Consider the following 19,252-nt stretch of genomic DNA (forward strand, 5'->3'; position numbering starts at 1 on the left):
TTTTTGGTAAGGTGATGGTAAAAATTTGGGGCTTTTCTACTTTGCTAAATTACTTTAGAACAGCCTGTAACATGTTTTGACATTTTATTTAAATGTTGCGAAATTGCCATGTTTTTAAGCTTTCATTAACTATATCAATTAGTTACGTAAAAAGAGGGCCTTTTGGATTCCGAAATCGATATATTTTTTGTTAAGATAAGCGAATACTGGGGATTGAATATTAAAATATTTTGTAAATTGCCCTCATAAAATTATCATATTCATAAAATGGAGCAACAAATCCCATATATTCCTAAAAATAAAGTAAGAATTGTCACAGCTGCTTCACTTTTTGACGGACATGATGCCGCAATAAACATTATGCGTCGTATTATTCAGTCAACAGGAGTAGAAGTTATTCATCTTGGGCACGACAGAAGCGTTGAGGAAGTGGTAAATACTGCTATACAAGAAGATGCTAATGCTATTGCAATGACTTCTTATCAAGGCGGGCACAATGAATACTTTAAATATATGTATGATCTGCTTCATGAAAAAGGAGCGGGACATATTAAAATATTCGGCGGCGGCGGCGGTGTAATTCTGCCAAGCGAAATTGCCGAATTGCACGAATATGGTATTACTAGAATTTATTCTCCTGACGATGGACGTTCTTTAGGTTTGCAGGGAATGATTAATGATTTGGTTGAACGTTCTGATTTTCCTATTGGAGATCAATTAAACGGAGAAGTAGATCATATCGAAAATAAAGTTCCTACTGCCATTGCGCGTTTAATTTCGGCAGCAGAAAACTTCCCCGAAATTGCAAAACCTGTTTTCGATAAAATTCACGAAAGCAATACAAGTTCTAAAATTCCAGTTTTAGGAATTACAGGAACGGGCGGTGCTGGAAAATCTTCTTTGGTTGATGAATTGGTTCGCCGATTTTTAATTGATTTTCCAGAAAAAACAATCGGATTAATTTCTGTCGATCCTTCTAAGAGAAAAACTGGAGGAGCACTTTTAGGAGACAGAATCCGTATGAATGCCATCAATAATCCGCGCGTGTATATGCGTTCGCTGGCGACACGTCAGTCAAATTTGGCCTTATCTAAATATGTAGCCGAAGCGATTCAGGTTTTGAAAGCGGCAAAATACGATTTGATTATTTTGGAAACTTCAGGAATTGGCCAGTCTGATACCGAAATTATGGATCATTCTGATGTATCCTTATATGTAATGACACCAGAATTTGGAGCTGCAACACAATTGGAAAAGATCGATATGCTTGATTTTGCCGATTTAGTAGCTTTAAACAAATTTGATAAAAGAGGAGCTCTTGATGCTTTGCGCGATGTAAAAAAACAATATCAAAGAAACCATAATCTTTGGGATAAAAATCCTGATGAAATGCCGGTTTTCGGAACAATCGCTTCTCAGTTTAACGATCCCGGAATGAATACGCTTTACAAAGCGATTATGGATAAAGTGGTGGAAAAAACCGATTCTGATTTGAAATCGACTTTTGAAATCACCAAAGAAATGAGTGAGAAAATCTTCGTGATTCCGCCGGGAAGAACACGTTATTTATCTGAAATTGCAGAGAATAACAGAAGTTATGATGAAATCGCACTTTCGCAGCAAAAAGTAGCTCAGAAATTATACGGAATTTTCAAAACCATAGAGTCGGTTTCTGGGAAAATTCCTCAGATTACAAAAGCAGGAATTGATGATTCTACAGTTTTGCCAAGTGCAGCCCAACCACACGACGAAAACAGAATCTTTTTAAATCTTTTACTGAATCAGTTTGATAAAGTAAAAATGGATTTAGATCCGTACAATTGGGAAATTATCCTGAATTGGGATGAAAAAGCAGCGAAATATAAAAATCCAGTTTATAGTTTTAAAGTTCGTGATAAAGAAATTAAGATTGCTACGCATTCTGAAAGTTTATCGCATTTACAGATTCCTAAAATTGCTTTACCAAAATACGAAGGCTGGGGCGATATTCTGCGATGGAATTTACAGGAAAATGTTCCTGGCGAATTTCCGTTTGCTTCGGGATTATATCCGTTTAAGCGTGAAGGCGAAGATCCGTCGAGAATGTTTGCAGGCGAGGGCGGACCAGAAAGAACCAATAAACGTTTTCATTATGTAAGTGCTGGAATGCCTGCAAAACGTCTTTCGACAGCTTTTGACAGTGTTACGTTATACGGAAACGATCCAGATTTGCGTCCAGATATTTATGGCAAAATTGGAAATGCAGGAGTTTCAATCTGCTGTTTAGACGATGCCAAAAAACTCTATTCAGGTTTCGATTTGGTTCACGCTTTGACTTCGGTAAGTATGACCATCAATGGGCCAGCTCCAATGCTGTTAGGTTTCTTTATGAACGCAGCAATCGATCAGCAATGCGAATTGTACATCAAAGCCAACGAATTAGAAAAAGAAGTTGAAGCCAAAATCAACAAAATATATAAGGACAAAGGAATCGAAAGACCAAAATACCAAGGCGATCTACCGGAAGGAAACAACGGTTTAGGATTAATGCTTTTGGGCGTTACGGGAGATCAGGTTTTACCTTTGGAAGTTTACAACGAAATAAAAGCCAAAACCTTATCGCAAGTTCGTGGAACGGTTCAAGCCGATATTTTAAAAGAAGATCAGGCACAGAACACTTGTATTTTCTCAACTGAATTTGCGTTGCGATTAATGGGTGATGTTCAGGAATATTTTATCACTAAAAACGTTCGTAATTTTTATTCGGTTTCGATCTCAGGATATCATATTGCAGAGGCGGGAGCAAACCCAATTACGCAATTGGCTTTCACGCTTTCAAATGGTTTCACTTACGTGGAATATTATTTGAGCCGAGGCATGAACATCAACGATTTTGGACCGAATTTATCGTTCTTCTTCTCGAACGGAGTAGATCCAGAATATTCGGTTATTGGTCGTGTGGCACGTAAAATTTGGGCAAAAGCCATGAAAAACAAATACGGAGCCAATGAAAGAGCACAAATGCTGAAATATCATATTCAGACTTCTGGACGTTCGCTGCATGCGCAGGAAATTGATTTCAACGATATTAGAACCACTTTACAGGCTTTATACGCCATTTATGACAACTGTAATTCATTGCATACCAATGCTTACGACGAAGCCATTACAACGCCAACGGAAGAATCTGTACGTCGTGCCATGGCCATTCAGCTGATTATTAATAAAGAATTAGGTTTGGCTAAAAACGAAAACCCAATTCAAGGTTCCTTCATCATCGAAGAATTAACTGATTTAGTAGAAGCAGCGGTTTTAAAAGAATTCGACAGAATTACAGAAAGAGGAGGAGTTCTAGGTGCAATGGAAACGATGTACCAAAGATCTAAAATTCAGGAAGAAAGTTTGTATTACGAAACCTTAAAACACAACGGAGATTTCCCAATTGTGGGTGTAAATACTTTCTTGAGTTCAAAAGGTTCGCCAACGGTGATTCCGGCTGAGGTTATTCGTGCTACCGAAGAGGAAAAGCAATATCAAATTACAATGCTGGATAATTTGCATCAATTTAATGAAGCAAAAGTAAACGAACATTTAAATACGTTACAGCAAGCGGCTATTAAAAACGAAAACTTATTCGACCATTTAATGGAAGCTACAAAGGTTTGTTCGTTAGGGCAGATTACTTCAGCGCTGTTTGAAGTGGGTGGGCAGTATAGAAGGAATATGTAATTTTTTATTTTTTAATGATATGGAAAAACCTCTCAAGAATTTTGAGAGGTTTTTATTAGTAAGGTACGAATAAGACACTCTCGCCAGCAAAACAATAAAATCCAATTAGCAAACATAGCCCGTGGTTTCAACCACGGGTACACAGCACGAGCAAGACAATATTACGTTCCCGTGGTTGAAACCACGGGCTATATTTATAAAGTTTTGTAATAGCAAAAAAGAAAATCGTATTATTTTGTCATTTCGACAGAAGGGAGAAATCTTCGCAAGTAACTCCGCAACGAGAATCCAATCTTTGCCGAGTTACTTGCGAAGATTTCTCCTCCGTCGAAATGACAAGATTGCGGTTAATCTTGAAGAAGTTCCAAAGGAACAAAGGATATTGTAGGGATGTATTTTAATCCATCCAAGATAAAGAAATTCCGTAATCAAAATCCGTTAGCACGAGCAACCAAAAAATCCAATTGTCAAATATAGCCCGTGGTTTCAACCACGGGAACGTAATATTATCTTGCTCGTATTGTGTACCCGTGGTTGAAACCACGGGCTATGTTTATATCGTTTTGAAGTAACAAATAGAAAATCATTCCCCAACAACCTCCCCAACATACCCCAAAAACTCCATTTCATCCATAGGAAATAAATGCAAAACTGTTTCCAAAATCAGACTTACATTAATAGTTGCACTTTTATCTTTTTTAGAAAAATTATGCATGTCATTGTCAAGCGCAAGAATACATAATTTCAGTAAATCGGTAATAAGGCAGCCGAGTTCCAAATAATTGACCACTTTAAATTGTGCGGTATAAAAATTGGCTTCATTGGTTGGTTTTAGCGTTGTAAAATACTGAGCAGTTAATTTTTGCAGCTTTTGTAAAGTTTCAGTTTCATTGGTTTCCATAAGGCGTATATTTTTAATTTCTTTACAATTGGGCTTTTATAAATTTATTATAAGAAAAATTGTACTTTTGTTTTATTCGGCGAAGGAAGAAATAGATTTTGCTGTACGAAATCATTTTTTGCTGTATCGCACTGCGTAAAATCTGTTTTTTACATTTTACCAATTTTGACACTTTATTATTATCTTTGAATTATGAGCACACTAACAAAACCAAATCATATAGGGCGAAAAATAAGCCGTATTCGTGAACTGCGAGATATGAAACAAGAAGCTTTGGCGCAGGCGTTAGGAACAAACCAGCAAGCAATTTCGGCTATGGAAAACAGCGAAACGATAGAAGAAGAAAGACTTGTTGAGGTGGCAAAAGCGCTTGGTGTATCGGTTGAAGCGATTAAGAATTTTTCAGACGAAGCAGCAATTAATTATTTCAATACTTTCAATGAAAGTCCTAATAATTATTTTGGTCTAAACAATTGCACTTTCAATCCATTAGATAAATTAATGGAAACTGTAGAAGAGAATAAAAAGCTTTACGAACGTTTGCTGAAAGCGGAACAAGATAAAATCGAATATTTAGAGAAATTGCTAAAAGAGAAATAGTAATTGTGAAAAATAAAAAAGCATTCGCCAACACGAATGCTTTTCTCATTTTAAAAACAACTATCTGATTTTTGAAAGTAGTATTAGAAAATAAAGGCATTAAAACAGACACTTATTATATACCGCCTTTTACTTTGTATGAAGGCGAGATAGTGGTTTTGTATTTGTACAACGGAAAGCATTTATATGATGCCGAGATTTTTCTCAGAGATATTTTTTGCGGTAAAACCAAACATGAAAGTGTGATTCTTTACAGAAAAATGACCTTTGTTGAGTATTTTAAAAGATCGTACTTCAGAGATACTTTTTTCCCTTTAACAGTTAAAAGGTATCTTAAACGGAATGCAAATCTTAAGAGTCCATTATCTCAAAAAATATTTGAAGATAAGTGGAAATGGATAACGCCAGAAACAAGATTGAAGAAAATTCCAGGAACGCCTAAAAAGCTTTTAACCTTATATGCGACTCTTTCTAAAAGCAATAATATAGTATTCGATTTGGGTGCGCTGGATGATGAAGGCTATGAATATTCCTTTAAAATTGTTGAAGGAATTGTAAAAGATGGAGGTTCAGCAATTTTATTGCATTGTTTTGATAATATGCAAGAATATGCATCTAAAATTGTAACCTTAGAATGGAACGCAGGGCATTCTCCGCCGGGAAATGAATTTCATTTCAATTTTTAAATAAAAAAAGCACCAGCCAATGACTGATGCTTTTTAACTTTTTGGGCAAAAAGAGTGATTAACGGCGGAATCCTGGGCTATGATTAGCAGATTCGTCTAATTTCACTGCTTTTACCTTTTTTGCAGCAACTTTAATTTCGTGTTTCGCAACTTTGTCGTTTGCTTTCACTTCTAGAACATAAGTTCCAGCTGGAAAACTTTCTAAACTAATTGTTTTTGAAACTTCCAATTTATTTGCTGCAGCGTCTCCTGCATAAAGTAAATTGTGATTCTCGTCGAAGATCGAGAAAGATGAATTCTCAACAGTGTCTAAAGTAAAGCTAACTACTTTTCCGTTTCCTGTTTTGATGTTTAAAATATAATCACCTTTCCCATCAATGGCATAGGTAAACACAGTCGCTAAAAAAAAGGCAGCAACTAAACCGGCTTTGGTAAATTTTGTCATGTTTTTTTTAATTGTTAATTACTAAATGTGGAACACGTAAAACTACAAATACAAATTTAATTTTTAGCAAAATTTTAGCATTTTTAGCGCGTTAAGTTGTTGAATTGTAATCATATCAGTATTTTGTTTGAACTATGTACGTAATTACTGGGCTTGTGGATTGCTGTTTTTTAATTTTTTTTTAACGGTTGGAAATCAAATATTTGAATTAATAAGAATATTTTTTCATATAAAATTTAGTGTAAAAATCACGTTTATTTTTCGGCACAAAAAAAACAGCTCCGTAACCAACCGCGAGCTGTTTTTCTTCTTCAACAATAAAATATTTTAATTTTTTCTAACCTTATTTTATACCGTTTGAAAGTATAAAATTTTTAACGTGCAGCAACGCTTGTATTTTTTGCAAAACCTGGTTTGTAAACTGAAGAAATTGCAGTTCTTGATAAAGCTGCATTATCAGTTATTGTAATCTCGTATTTTGCTTTTTTTACGTTGTCTTCAACTACTAAAAAATAAGTTCCTTCTGGGAATTCTTCTAAGCTGAAAGTTCTTAAAATTCCTTCTTTACCTGAAGCGCTTTCAGAATAAATTAAAGTTCCGTCTTTGTCATAAATAGCTAAATTGGCTTTCTGTACTTTATTAAGTGCGAAAGTGATCAGTTTTCCATTAGCTTTTAATACGTGAAGATTAAATTCTCCATTTCCGTCAATTGCGTAAGTGCTTATTCCTGTGAATAGCAACGCTGCTACTAAACTCAATTTTGCAATCTTTTTCATGGTACTTAGTTTTTAAATTAATAGTTCTAATTCTCTGATGCTAAATTACTTATGAAATACGTTAAAAAGCGCAACTGTGTTTTCTTATTTCTATGCTATATTCTCATTTACGAAACCGTTATAGGTTAAAACATGAATTATTTTTAACGTTTTTGTTAATTCAGTTATTTTTATTCAAAGTTTTACTAGATTTTAAGTTTACAAAGAGCTAAGAATTTATTTACATATAAAATAGTGTGTTTAAACGCAAAGCTCGCAAAGATTTACGCAAAGTGCGCTAAAAATTATTATAAGGAGGTTTATAAAACGAAAAAGTTCGCAAAGCTTTGTGAAAAAAAACTTTGCGAACTTTGCGTAAATCTTTGCGAGCTTTGCGGTAAAAAACTTTGTGATAAAAAAAAACAGCTCTATAACCACAAAGAGCTGTTTTTAAAACTTTAAAAGTTTTTAAACTTTACTAACTATCTAACCTCACTTTATACTTTATGAGAGTATAAACTTTTTAGCGTGTTGCCACACTTGTGTTTTTTTCGAAACCTGCTTTATAAACCGAAGAAACTGCATTTTGAGATAATACAGAAATGTTATCAGTTACTTTAATTTCGTATTTTGATTTTTTCATATTGTCCTCTACTTCTAAGAAGTAAGTTCCTTCTGGAAATTCTTCTAAGCTGAAAGTTCTCAAGATTCCATCTTTACCTGAAGCTGTTTCAGAATAAATAAGAGATCCATCTTTATCGTAAATAGATAAATTAGCTTTCTGAGTCTGATTAAGACCGAAAGTGATTAATTTTCCATTAGCTTTTAATACGTGAAGATTAAACTCCGCCGTTCCATCAATTGCATATGTGCTAATTCCTGTGAAAAGCAATGCAGCAACTAAACTCAATCTAACAATCTTTTTCATAGTATTTAGTTTTAAAATTAATAGTTCTAATTCTCTGATGCTAAATTACTTTAGTTGTAAGTAAAAAATCACAACTATATTTTCCTATTTCTATGCTGTATTCTCATTTACGAAACCGTTATAGGTTAAAATTTGAATTATTTTTATCGTTTTTGTTAATTCAGTTGTTATTTTTCAACGTTTTTGATGATTTTTAATTTACATTGAATTAAAGATTTCTTTAATAATTGTAGGAATGTGGGTGAGGTTGATGCTAAGGTATCGAGATGCTAAGTTTTTATTCTTGTGTATTTATACCTTAAAATCACACGAAGAAAAACACAGAGGTTCGCAAAGTTAAAAAAACTCTGAGTACCGAGGCTTCGGGGATTGCGTAAGTCTTTGCGTGCTTTGCGATTAAAAAAAAGTAAAGAGCAAAAAAAAAACAGCTCAGTAACCACAAAGAGCTGTTTTTAAAACTTTTGAAAGTTTTTAACTTACTAACTATCTAACCTCACTTTTTATACTGTATTAGAGTATAAAACTTTTAAGTGCTGTGAAGTAATGCACTTAACCTTAATATCTTCTTAGTAAATTGAAGTAGTTCCTTTTGAAGACAATACAGAACTATTTGCATTTACGTTAATGTCGTATTTTACTTTTTTGAAATTGTCAGCAACTTCTAAAATGTATTTTCCTTGTGGAAATTCTTCTAAACTGAATGTTCTTAAGATACCATCTTTACCAGAAGCATTTTCAGTGTAGATTAAATTACCATTTGTATCATATATACTAATAACTGCTTTCTGAAGTTGGTTAATACCAAATGCAATTACCTTGCCATTTCCTTTTAATACATGAAGATTTAGTGCTTCATTTCCATCAATTGCATAAGTACTCATTCCAGTAAAAAGTACTGCACATACTAAACTTAATTTCATAATCTTTTTCATATTCCTGGGTGTTTAAATTTTTAGTTCGTTTCTCTTAGGCAAAGTTATAGCAGCATGTGTGTTATTTTAACAACTATATTTTCCAATTTATGTGCTATATTCTCATTTACGAAACCGTTATAGGTTAAAATTTGAGTTTAATTAAGTGTTTTTGTTAATTTGATTATTATTTTTCAATGTTTTGCTAAAACCGAATACTTCTTAAATTTTCTGTTTTTCTTACAAATTTTAACATATTTGTATTAATTTGGGTTTTAAATATGATTATTGAAAAAAAAGTGAAGAAAAAAAATGAGACATGAAAAAATTAGCGTTTTTGTTGTAAAATTCTCAGTGTTAAGAACGTTATTTTAATGTAAAATTCGCATTTACGAAACCGTTATAGGTTAAAATTTAAATTATTTTAGGTGTTTTTGTTAAATTTGCTATTATTTTTTAAAGAAATTATCATGAAGACAATTGCCCCAGCTCTTGAAGTGATAACTAACTCATACGGAAGTTCTTTTACCTACACTAAACACGCCGAAAAGACCAATAGCAAAGCTCATTTATGGCATTATCATCCAGAGATTGAGTTGGTTTATATTAACGGCGGGGCTGGAAAAAGACAAATAGGAAGCCATGTTTCTTATTACACGAATGGTAGTTTACTTTTAATAGGAGCCAATTTGCCCCATTGCGGTTTTACAAATGAAAATACAGGTAATACAAATGAAACTGTAATTCATATTAAACCTGAATTTTTAGGAAGCGATTTTTTTGTTGCTCCTGAAATGAAAAAAGTGCAGAATATTTTGAATCAGGCTAAAGGCGGAATTGCTTTTGGAGGTGAAACAAAAAAAAGAATAGGAAAGAAAATTGAAATGATGGAGAATGAACCTCCGTTTCAACGTTTGATCACACTTTTGAGTGTTTTGGACGAATTGGAATCGGCTGAGGATTATACCATTTTAAATGCTGACGGATTTTCATTAGAGTTACAGACTCAGGATAACGACCGTATTAATGTGGTTTTTAATTTTGTGAAAGATCATTTTCAGGAATCTATTTCGATCGATGAAGTCTCAAGTTTGGTAAGTATGACAACACCATCTTTCTGTCGTTATTTTAAAAAGATATCCAATAAAACATTTACTGAATTTGTGAATGAATACCGTTTGGTTCATGCTTCAAAGCTTTTGGCAGAACAACCAATGAGTATCAATGAAGTATGCTACGAAAGCGGATTTAATAATTTCAGCCACTTTAGTAAATCATTTAAACAATATACAGGTAAAAGCGCGTCGCAATACCGACATGAGCATAAGATTATAATTAGCTAGTTTTTAGCTGGAATTTTTTTTAGCCACGAATTCACGAATTTTTTTTTGATATTAATTCGTGAATTCGTGGTTTTTATTTTTGTTCAAAGAATGTCAATAGGATTTTTGTAATTAAATAAGTAAAGTGTTTTTTAAGATTTTCAAAGTGAAATTCGTGAATTCGCGGCTATTTTTTTATCGCAAACACTAGTCGGATTTTTCATATATTTTATTCTGAAAAAAGGTATATTTACAAACCCTAATCAGAAAAAATATATCAAAATGAAGAAATTTAAAATGCTATTGTCTGCCTTTTTGCTTTGCATGACCACTATGACATACGCCGCAAAAGTAGACACTTTACAAGTTGCCAGCACCGCTATGGGTAAAACCTACAAAGCTGCGGTTGTTTTACCCAATTCTTACTCAAAAAGTAAAACGGCTTTTCCAGTCATGTATTTATTACACGGAGCTTACGGACATTTTAGTGACTGGCTTAAAAATACTCCGAACAAAAAATTAGTTCACGGTTTGGCCGATCAATACAATATCATTATTGTAATGCCCGAAGGAGAAACGTTTAGTTTTTATTTAGACAGTCCAGTAAATAAAGAAAGTCAGTTTGAGACATTTATTACGCAGGAAGTTATTCAAAAAGTAGATAAAACATACAGAACAATTAGCAATAGAAATGGAAGAGTTATTACAGGTCTTTCTATGGGCGGACACGGCGCCTTATATTTGTCTGGAAGGCATCCCGACTTATTTTGCGCTGCAGGAAGTATGAGCGGAGCGGTAGATATGAGTGTGATGCTTAACAGAGATTCATCTGCGCAAGTGGTCAAATTAATGCAGCCTGTTTTTGGAGATAAAAGCGGCAGCACAGAATTGTACGAGCAAAACTCTGTTTTAAGAATGGCTGATAAATTGAAATCTAATAAATTACCGATAATTATAGATTGTGGTGTAGACGATTTTTTAATAGAACCAAACAGAGAACTTCATAGAAGATTGGTTTATAATAAAGTTGATCATGATTACACAGAGCGTCCAGGAGCACATACTTGGGATTATTGGGAAAACTCATTGCCTTATCATGTTTTATTTTTTAATAAAATTCTACTTAAAAATCAGGTACCTGCGAAAAAATAAAGATTTTTTTGACTTAAAATTGACCGAATAACTTTTTTTGGTTTAATTTTTGGAATACCTTTATAGTATAATCCTTAAAAAAATAAAATTATGAAAAAGATACTTACCTTATTTGCAGTTATCGGTTTAATTGCATTTTCAAGCTGTGAAGGACCAGAAGGGCCTCCGGGACCTCCGGGAGAATCGGTGGCAGCAGATGTTATTGATGTTAATAATGTTTCTTTTGATGCAAATGGAAATGGTGGTGTTAGGCCTTTTGGTTTTACACTTTTTCCTGGGGATGTGGTTTTGGCTTACCGTGCAGATGGAGTAAGTGCTGGCCGCACTGTTTGGGTTCAAATCCCAGAATCGCATTATTATGATGATGGAACTTTATTTTTTACATACAAATTTAATTTTACTCTAGTTGATTATGAGCTTTATCTACAAGGGTTTGAATTAAATACTGTGCCAGCTGATTTAAGAACTGGACAAAAATTCCGTATAGTAGTTGTTCCGGGCAATGATCCTGTAAATACTAATAAATCTGTTAATAAGTCAGATTACTCTGATTACTATGCTGTAATTAAAAAGTATAACATTGATGATAGTAATGTTAAACAAGTAAATTAATTTTACAATTGATTTAGAAAAATCAAAAAAAGGAAATCGTAAGATTTCCTTTTTTTGATAAATTATTTAATTGCTTTTTATGAATGTAACTTTTATGCTTCTGCGGTCTCCAGTATCAAAATTTGCAAAATAAGTTCCAGCTGGTAAGCTGGAAACATCTACGCTGATTTTAGTAGGGCTTAATATTGAGTAATTATTTAAATTTACTACTGATCCATTTATATTGGTTATGCTTACTGTGTTTGTTTCTATTTTAAAGAAAACATCTCCCTTACTATTTTCAAAATTTATAATGGATGTAGCGGGATTTGGGTATGCAATTACGCTGGGTATCGAGTATAAGTAGCTTTCTGCAGATAATTTTATTACATTGCTGTAGGATGATTTTCCGTTGTAATACTGTGGAACGGTAATTCGTCTATAATTGTATGATGTTAAAGTTGTCCATATGTTTCCTCTCGTGCGAGAATCATAAACGGAAACAAGTACAAGTGGTACAGGTAAGTAATCTTTTGATGTTGCTCCAGTTATATTTGTCCAATTGCTAATGTTGCCAGTGTTGTTATCGATTGATTGACTTTGCCATTGATATTTTAAATATCCATTTGATTCAGGTGTTGCATCTGAGCCGATAATTAAACTTGGTTGATCGATAGTATTTGTAGGCGATATTATAAGGGTTTGGTCACAACAAATAGTGTTGTTGTTACGAATTGTTCTTATTACAATTTTTAAAGTATTGCTTGCTCTTTGAATGTTTTGATAAGTTGCAATTCGTCTAAGTAAATAATAATTATCTTCTGTTTCATCTATATCTGTGGGCATAAAGGATTCTAAATTATACGGATGATTGCTATTTATAGTTGTCCAATTATTAGTTGCAGTGTTCATTTTTTTATACTGCCATTCAAAGCTCTCAATATTTGCACTAAGATCTCCTCTTTGAGGGGTGTGGTTGGGATTTTGTAGGATATTTAAATTAACTTGACTTCCCTGCCTTGTTCCTGATATTTGTTTTGGATTACTAGTTGTAATTTCGAAATAGCCTTTTGAGTCTACAGGTGCATTGATGGAATTTCATTTGATGTTATCGGGGAAGGAACTACAGTAATTGTAATGGAATTACTTTTATTAGGAAAAGTATTTCCATAAACATAACCTAAGCTTCTTTGTACTGTGAAGTTTCCAGGCTCAGTGATATAATCTACCGATAAAGTTTGGTTTATATTATCTAATTCTATGATATTTCCTTTGTATTCCCATTTGGCATTGATGCCATAAGGTTCATTTTTATAAGGGTTTAAAAATACTGACCCTTTAAATGGTTCAGGTTTGTCTTCTAGTCTCACAGTTTGGTTACAGCATAGAGTGTTTGAAATGTTTGAAGGATTAGGAGCGTCTGCGGGAGGGTTTAGGGTTGTACCTCCTGTCATAGTTGCGTTTTTAATTATGGCTAAATTCGAACTTCTATAGGATGTTCCTGCAGGTGTCTTGTATTCAGCAAAAATGAATCCGCCTGAAGTTAAGAAATCACTCCAGAATAAGTTTATTACGATGCTTCTAGTGGCAATTTTTCCACCACCAAAAAATAGAGTACCTCTATCTCCGCCACTTGCGACATTGGCGTTTGTGACGCTTAGATTAGAATAATAAATCTTTAATGTTCCATAATCAGTAACAGCAACATTGCTTGGTATCTCAACTTTGACGTTTAATGAGATGGTTGAAGTTGGTACAGAAGCTAAATTGATTGGACCAGTATTTACATTGGTGTTATTTACTATTGTAGGTGTTAAGGTAACGGTTTGTGCAAATACTAAAGCATTCAGCATATGTTGCAATGAGAAATAAGTAATTTTTTTTCATGATAATTATTTAAATTAAAAAAGCCAAAAATAAATATATATATATATATAATTTCTTTAATTTTGAATGTTAAATTATAAGAAAAATAATAAAAAAAATAACTTATGGTTATAAAAAAAGGAAATCGCAAGATTTCCTTTTTTTTATGAATATATGTTTCAAAATATTTTATTCTTTCTCTGAATCTGTAAGTACTTTTTCTTCTCCGAATTTTAAAGAAACTAAAATCCCAACTAAAAGTGATAAAGCGATAAATCCTAAAGAAGCCCATTCTGGAACGTGGAAGAAATCATGCAACAGCATTTTTAATCCCACAAAAGCTAAAATAGCCACTAAACTGTATTCTAAATAACTGAATTTCGCCAGCATATTGGCTAAGAAGAAATACATTGAACGCAGTCCAAGAATAGCAAAAATATTAGAACTGAATACTAAAAAAGGATCTGAAGTTATCGCTAAAATTGCAGGAACACTGTCTACGGCGAAAAGAACGTCCATAACTTCAATTACAATCAAAGCAACGAAAAGCGGAGTAGCGGCTTTTTTTCCTGTTTCGGTTAAAATGAAGAATTTCTCATGCTCCATATGAGAAGTAATTGGAATAATTTTTCCTAATGTCTTGTATACGAAAGAATCTTTTGGATGAAAATCTTCGTCTTCGCCAGAAAACAGCATTTTTACAGCGGTAAATATTAAGAAAATTCCAAAGACATAGGTAGTCCAGGTAAATTTATTGATCAGCATTACGCCAAAGAAAATCATTAAACCGCGGAAAACAATGGCGCCCAAGATTCCCCAGAACAAAACACGGTGCTGGTACTTTTGCGGAATTTTAAAAGAAGCAAAAATAATGGCAATTACAAAAATGTTGTCTACGCTTAGTGATAGTTCAATTAAATAACCAGTAATAAACTTCATGGCTGCTACCGAAGGTTTTAATGCATCTGGGTTATCAATATAATCTGTTGTGTAAAGCCAATAAATTACTCCCGAAAAAAGAAATGATAAAGTGACCCAAACCAAGGTCCATTTGCTGGCTTCTTTTGTACTAATAATATGTGGCGTTTTGTTGAAGACACCTAAGTCTAACGCAAGAATAAAAACTACAGCAAGTAAAAAGAGAGTCCAGACTATCATAATGAATATTTTAAATGATTTACAAAGATAAGTTATGATGTTTAACTTAAAATTAAATTTAATCCTAAAATTAAGTAATATTTGTTATTTGTAAAATGTTAAGTGTTATAAAGTTATGATGTTTTTGAGAATGATTTGCATTGTCTCGACATTAATTTCGTTGATTTGTGGTTTTAGCATTGTCATTGAGAGGAACGAGGAATTGCACAAGGAACTCCGTATAATGAATCTTCAATCTTTGTAGATTCTCTAGTACAATTCCTCGCTCCTCTGAATGACAAGCGAACGTAAAAAAAAAAGCCGGCAAATTATGCCGGCTTTTGTAGAATATATTGTAAGCTTTGAATTATAGCGCTGAGTTAACAGTTTTGATAATTCTAGCAGCAATTTTGTATGGATCTCCGTTTGAAGCTGGTCTTCTGTCTTCCAACCATCCTTTCCATCCTTTTTGAACAGTCATCAAAGGAATTCTGATAGAACATCCTCTGTCTGAAACTCCATAAGAGAAATCGTGGATAGAGGCAGTTTCGTGCTTACCAGTTAAACGTTGGTCGTTGTAAGCTCCGTAAACAGCGATGTGTTCAGCAGTAACAGGACGGAAAGCTTCACAGATTCTTTCGTAAGTTGCTTGGTCTCCACATGTTCTTAATACATTGTTAGAGAAGTTAGCATGCATTCCAGAACCATTCCAGTCTGTATCTCCTAGAGGTTTTGGGTGATATTCAATATAGTAACCATATTTCTCAGTCAAACGATCTAATAGGTAACGAGCAACCCAGATTTCGTCTCCAGCTTTTTTAGCACCTTTAGCGAATAATTGAAATTCCCATTGTCCGCAGGCAACCTCTTGGTTAATACCTTCAAAGTTAATTCCAGCAGCGATACATAAATCAGCGTGTTCTTCAACTAATTTTCTTCCGTGAGTGTTTTTTCCACCTACAGAGCAGTAGTACATACCTTGTGGAGCAGGATAACCTCCAACAGGGAAACCTAATGGCAATAAAGTTTTAGTATCCATGATGAAATACTCTTGTTCGAATCCAAACCAAAAATCATCATTATCATCATCAATTGTAGCTCTACCGTTAGAAGGGTGTGGAGTTCCATCAGCATACATAACTTCACACATTACCAACCATCCATTGATACGAGTTGGGTCAGGATAAATTGCAACTGGAACTAATAAACAGTCAGAAGAACCTCCTTCAGCTTGTCTTGTAGATGATCCATCAAATGACCAGTTTCCAAGTTCCTCTAATGTTCCTTTGAAGTTATCATGTTCTTCAACTTTAGTTTTACTTCTAAGATTTTGAGTTGGTTCATATCCATCTAACCAAATGTACTCTAACTTAATTTTAGCCATAATAATATAAATTAATTTTTTTGTTTTTTTTCGTTGGGTCAAATATAGATTTATTTTTTTAGTCCTAAAAATTAGGGGGCTATTTTGTTTAACGAACTATAATTTTTTAGATAAGCGCAATTTTGAGAGGGGTATATTTTTAAAAAAGCAATTTTGTTTGCCTTAAAAAAATAAATTCGTAATAAACAGGCCTCTTTTTTGAATTTCTGAGTTAAGAAATTATGAAAAAATGTTTATTTAATCAATATTACCGCACAGTTTTGTTATATTTCTTTACTTTGAATTCATTATTCTCTAAAATAACGTTCATCTATTGAAAAATCAGTGACTAAATTTCTCGAAATTATGTTTAAAATAGGCTTTTTTATTGTTTATATTTGTTCCTCATTTTTTTAATGAAATTTATTACGAATTTTAAAACTTACATACATGTCAACATTACGTTTTCAAGCTTTAAAAGAAGCTTCTACAAGAAAGCCGGTACATTTTGAAGAGATTGATAGAAAATCGAATCTTTTTGGTTCAAATGTGTTTAATGAAAAAGCAATGAAGCAATATTTAACTTCGGATGCTTTAAAAGGAGTAAGAGATGCCATTCAACATGGAACGAAGATTGACAGAAAGCTGGCAGATTATATTGCGATGGGTATGAAAGAGTGGGCTCTTGCAAAAGGAGTTACACATTATACACACTGGTTTCAGCCTTTAACAGGAACGACGGCAGAAAAACATGACGCTTTTTTTGATATATCTTATGATGGAAGCGATCCTGTAGAAAAGTTTGGCGGCGCGCAGTTGGTACAACAGGAACCAGATGCATCAAGTTTTCCAAACGGCGGTATCAGAAATACATTTGAAGCTCGCGGATATACTGCCTGGGACCCAACTTCTCCTGCATTTATTTATGGAACAACATTGTGTATTCCGACAGTTTTTATTGCCTATACCGGTGAAGCTTTAGATAATAAAATACCTTTGTTAAGAGCATTATCTGCAATTGATGAAGCGGCTACAGAAGTTTGTAAATATTTTGACAAAAACGTAAAAAAAGTAACAGCAACTTTAGGCTGGGAACAGGAATATTTTTTAATTGATAAGGCTTTAGCAAATTCTCGTCCAGATTTAATGATGACTGGAAGAACTTTGTTAGGACATACTTCTGCAAAAGGACAGCAGTTAGACGATCATTATTTTGGATCTATTCCAACTCGTGCTCTTACTTATATGAGAGATTTGGAGCAGGAATGTATGTTGTTAGGAATTCCGGTAAAAACGCGTCATAACGAAGTTGCTCCCAATCAATTTGAATTGGCACCAATTTTTGAGGAAACGAATTTAGCAGTCGACCATAACTCTTTATTAATGGATGTAATGCAGAGAGTTGCAGAACGTCATGATTTTAAAGTATTATTTCACGAAAAGCCATTTAAAGGTGTAAACGGTTCTGGAAAACATAATAACTGGTCATTGGCAACAGATACTGGCGTTAATTTATTGAGTCCAAGTAAAACGCCAATGAGCAATTTACAGTTTTTGACTTTCTTTATTAATACGATAAAAGCGGTAAACGATTATGAAACTTTATTAAGAGCTTCTATCGCGACTGCTAGTAATGATCACAGATTAGGGGCAAATGAAGCGCCTCCGGCTATTATTTCTGTTTTCATTGGAGCACAATTATCAAAAGTATTATCAGAGCTTGAAAGTGTTACAACAGGAAAATTATCTCCAGAAGAAAAAACAGATCTAAAACTAAATGTTGTAGGTAAAATTCCAGACGTATTATTAGACAATACAGATCGTAATAGAACTTCGCCTTTTGCTTTTACAGGAAATAAATTTGAATTTAGAGCGGTTGGATCCAATTCAAACTGTTCGAATGCAATGACAACTTTGAATGCGATTGTGGCTAAACAATTGAAAGACTTTAAAAATGAAGTAGAAAATCTTATCGAGTCGAAAGACATGAAAAAAGATGATGCCATTTTTAATGTTTTAAGAGAGTACATTAAACAATCTAAAAAGATTCTTTTTGAAGGCGACGGTTACAGCGATGCTTGGGAAAAAGAAGCTGCAAAAAGAGGTTTGAGCAATTTTAAAACGACTCCAGAAGCGATTAAAGCTAAAGTTTCTAAGCAGGCATTAGAATTATTTGAAGAATTGGGGATTTTTAATCACATTGAAGCTGAGGCTCGTTACGAAATTGAATTAGAAGAATACACTAAAAAAATCCAGATTGAAGGAAGAGTTTTAGGAGATATTTCTAGAAATCACGTAATTCCAACTGCAATTCGTTATCAAAATACATTAATTGAAAACGTAAAAGGATTAAAAGAAATCTTCGGAAAAGAATTTGAAACTATTGCAAGTGAGCAGATTGTTTTAATTAAAGAAATTTCGGGTCATATAGAAGGTATAAATTCTAAAGTTTTGGCAATGACAAACGAAAGAAAGAAAGCAAACCAATTGACAGATGCACAAAAAATGGCAGAAGCATATTGCAATAAAGTAAAACCGTATTTTGAAGATATTCGTAATCACTGTGACAAATTAGAATTATTGGTTGATGACGAAAGCTGGACTTTAACTAAATACAGAGAATTATTATTCACTAAATAACACCTAGAAAAAACATATTTTTAAGCCTGTCCTATTTTGAGACAGGTTTTTTTTTTGATATTGATTGCATTCAAGATTAAATCGAAAGTAATTTCCTGCTTTTGTTTTATCTCAATTGCGAAGTTCATCGGGATAGTCTTACAGTTCATCGGAAAGATTGTAAGTTGTTAGAAAATAGGTGTTTATACTGCAATCTTTTTTAAATTAGTTTTCTAATTTTGGTTGAAATAAGATACTAGTTACTTTT

At 33.3% G+C, this 19,252-nt stretch carries 16 protein-coding genes; 7 read left to right on the forward strand and 9 right to left on the reverse strand.

Going from position 1 to position 19,252, the window contains the following annotated elements; all coding sequences use genetic code 11:
• Nucleotides 1-267 precede the first annotated feature (267 nt).
• Complete coding sequence (locus tag HYN86_RS10860) at nt 268-3,708, forward strand: methylmalonyl-CoA mutase family protein (protein ID WP_113678043.1); 3,441 nt, start codon at nt 268-270, stop codon at nt 3,706-3,708.
• Nucleotides 3,709-4,291: 583 nt separating this feature from the next.
• Here HYN86_RS10860 and HYN86_RS10865 read toward each other — a convergent pair.
• Nucleotides 4,292-4,609 (reverse strand): hypothetical protein, encoded by a 318-nt coding sequence (locus tag HYN86_RS10865; protein WP_113678044.1) that lies wholly within the window; start codon nt 4,607-4,609, stop codon nt 4,292-4,294.
• Between the two features lie 192 nt (nt 4,610-4,801).
• Here HYN86_RS10865 and HYN86_RS10870 point away from each other — a divergent pair, with 192 nt between their 5' ends.
• Both HYN86_RS10870 and HYN86_RS10875 read left to right on the forward strand, forming a co-directional pair.
• Entirely contained in the window at nt 4,802-5,209 is a 408-nt protein-coding gene (locus tag HYN86_RS10870) for a helix-turn-helix domain-containing protein (RefSeq protein ID WP_113678045.1), read from the forward strand.
• 71 nt (nt 5,210-5,280) lie between these two features.
• Nucleotides 5,281-5,895 (forward strand): hypothetical protein, encoded by a 615-nt coding sequence (locus HYN86_RS10875; RefSeq protein ID WP_113678046.1) that lies wholly within the window; start codon nt 5,281-5,283, stop codon nt 5,893-5,895.
• Between the two features lie 58 nt (nt 5,896-5,953).
• On the opposite strand, the gene HYN86_RS10880 is transcribed toward HYN86_RS10875, so the two are convergent.
• The 4 genes from HYN86_RS10880 to HYN86_RS10900 form a co-directional block, all read right to left on the reverse strand.
• On the reverse strand, nt 5,954-6,340 hold the full coding sequence (locus HYN86_RS10880; protein WP_113678047.1) for a secretion protein: 387 nt from the start codon (nt 6,338-6,340) through the stop codon (nt 5,954-5,956).
• Between the two features lie 374 nt (nt 6,341-6,714).
• Entirely contained in the window at nt 6,715-7,116 is a 402-nt protein-coding gene (locus HYN86_RS10885) for a FimB/Mfa2 family fimbrial subunit (RefSeq protein WP_113678048.1), read from the reverse strand.
• 502 nt (nt 7,117-7,618) lie between these two features.
• Nucleotides 7,619-8,023, reverse strand: coding sequence for a T9SS type A sorting domain-containing protein (locus HYN86_RS10895; protein WP_113678050.1), 405 nt, complete (start codon nt 8,021-8,023; stop codon nt 7,619-7,621).
• A gap of 566 nt (nt 8,024-8,589) precedes the next feature.
• Entirely contained in the window at nt 8,590-8,955 is a 366-nt protein-coding gene (locus tag HYN86_RS10900) for a DUF3244 domain-containing protein (RefSeq protein WP_113678051.1), read from the reverse strand.
• A gap of 449 nt (nt 8,956-9,404) precedes the next feature.
• On the opposite strand from HYN86_RS10900, the gene HYN86_RS10905 reads away from it, so the two are divergent.
• The 3 genes from HYN86_RS10905 to HYN86_RS10915 all read left to right on the forward strand — a co-directional run bounded on the left by HYN86_RS10905 (nt 9,405) and on the right by HYN86_RS10915 (nt 12,020).
• On the forward strand, nt 9,405-10,277 hold the full coding sequence (locus tag HYN86_RS10905) for an AraC family transcriptional regulator (protein WP_057118937.1): 873 nt from the start codon (nt 9,405-9,407) through the stop codon (nt 10,275-10,277).
• Nucleotides 10,278-10,538: 261 nt separating this feature from the next.
• Nucleotides 10,539-11,408 (forward strand): alpha/beta hydrolase, encoded by an 870-nt coding sequence (locus tag HYN86_RS10910; RefSeq protein ID WP_113678052.1) that lies wholly within the window; start codon nt 10,539-10,541, stop codon nt 11,406-11,408.
• Between the two features lie 90 nt (nt 11,409-11,498).
• Entirely contained in the window at nt 11,499-12,020 is a 522-nt protein-coding gene (locus HYN86_RS10915; protein WP_113678053.1) for a hypothetical protein, read from the forward strand.
• 66 nt (nt 12,021-12,086) lie between these two features.
• On the opposite strand, the gene HYN86_RS21140 is transcribed toward HYN86_RS10915, so the two are convergent.
• From HYN86_RS21140 to HYN86_RS10930, 4 genes are all read right to left on the reverse strand, one after another.
• The gene (locus tag HYN86_RS21140) at nt 12,087-12,845 is read right to left on the reverse strand and encodes a T9SS type A sorting domain-containing protein (protein ID WP_230406349.1); all 759 of its coding nucleotides are present in this window, start codon (nt 12,843-12,845) and stop codon (nt 12,087-12,089) included.
• 230 nt (nt 12,846-13,075) lie between these two features.
• Nucleotides 13,076-13,852, reverse strand: a complete 777-nt coding sequence (locus tag HYN86_RS21145; protein WP_230406350.1) for a hypothetical protein — start codon at nt 13,850-13,852, stop codon at nt 13,076-13,078.
• Between the two features lie 202 nt (nt 13,853-14,054).
• Nucleotides 14,055-15,023, reverse strand: a complete 969-nt coding sequence (locus tag HYN86_RS10925; protein WP_113678054.1) for a TerC family protein — start codon at nt 15,021-15,023, stop codon at nt 14,055-14,057.
• A 346-nt stretch (nt 15,024-15,369) separates the two neighbouring features.
• The gene (locus HYN86_RS10930; RefSeq protein ID WP_113679912.1) at nt 15,370-16,386 is read right to left on the reverse strand and encodes a glutamine synthetase beta-grasp domain-containing protein; all 1,017 of its coding nucleotides are present in this window, start codon (nt 16,384-16,386) and stop codon (nt 15,370-15,372) included.
• A gap of 429 nt (nt 16,387-16,815) precedes the next feature.
• Between HYN86_RS10930 and HYN86_RS10935 the strand changes: the two genes are divergently transcribed.
• Complete coding sequence (locus HYN86_RS10935) at nt 16,816-19,005, forward strand: glutamine synthetase III family protein (protein ID WP_113678055.1); 2,190 nt, start codon at nt 16,816-16,818, stop codon at nt 19,003-19,005.
• The last annotated feature ends 247 nt before the right edge of the window (nt 19,006-19,252 follow it).

The sequence above is a fragment of the Flavobacterium fluviale genome (assembly GCF_003312915.1).
In the GTDB taxonomy this organism is placed as follows: Bacteria; Bacteroidota; Bacteroidia; order Flavobacteriales; family Flavobacteriaceae; genus Flavobacterium; species Flavobacterium fluviale.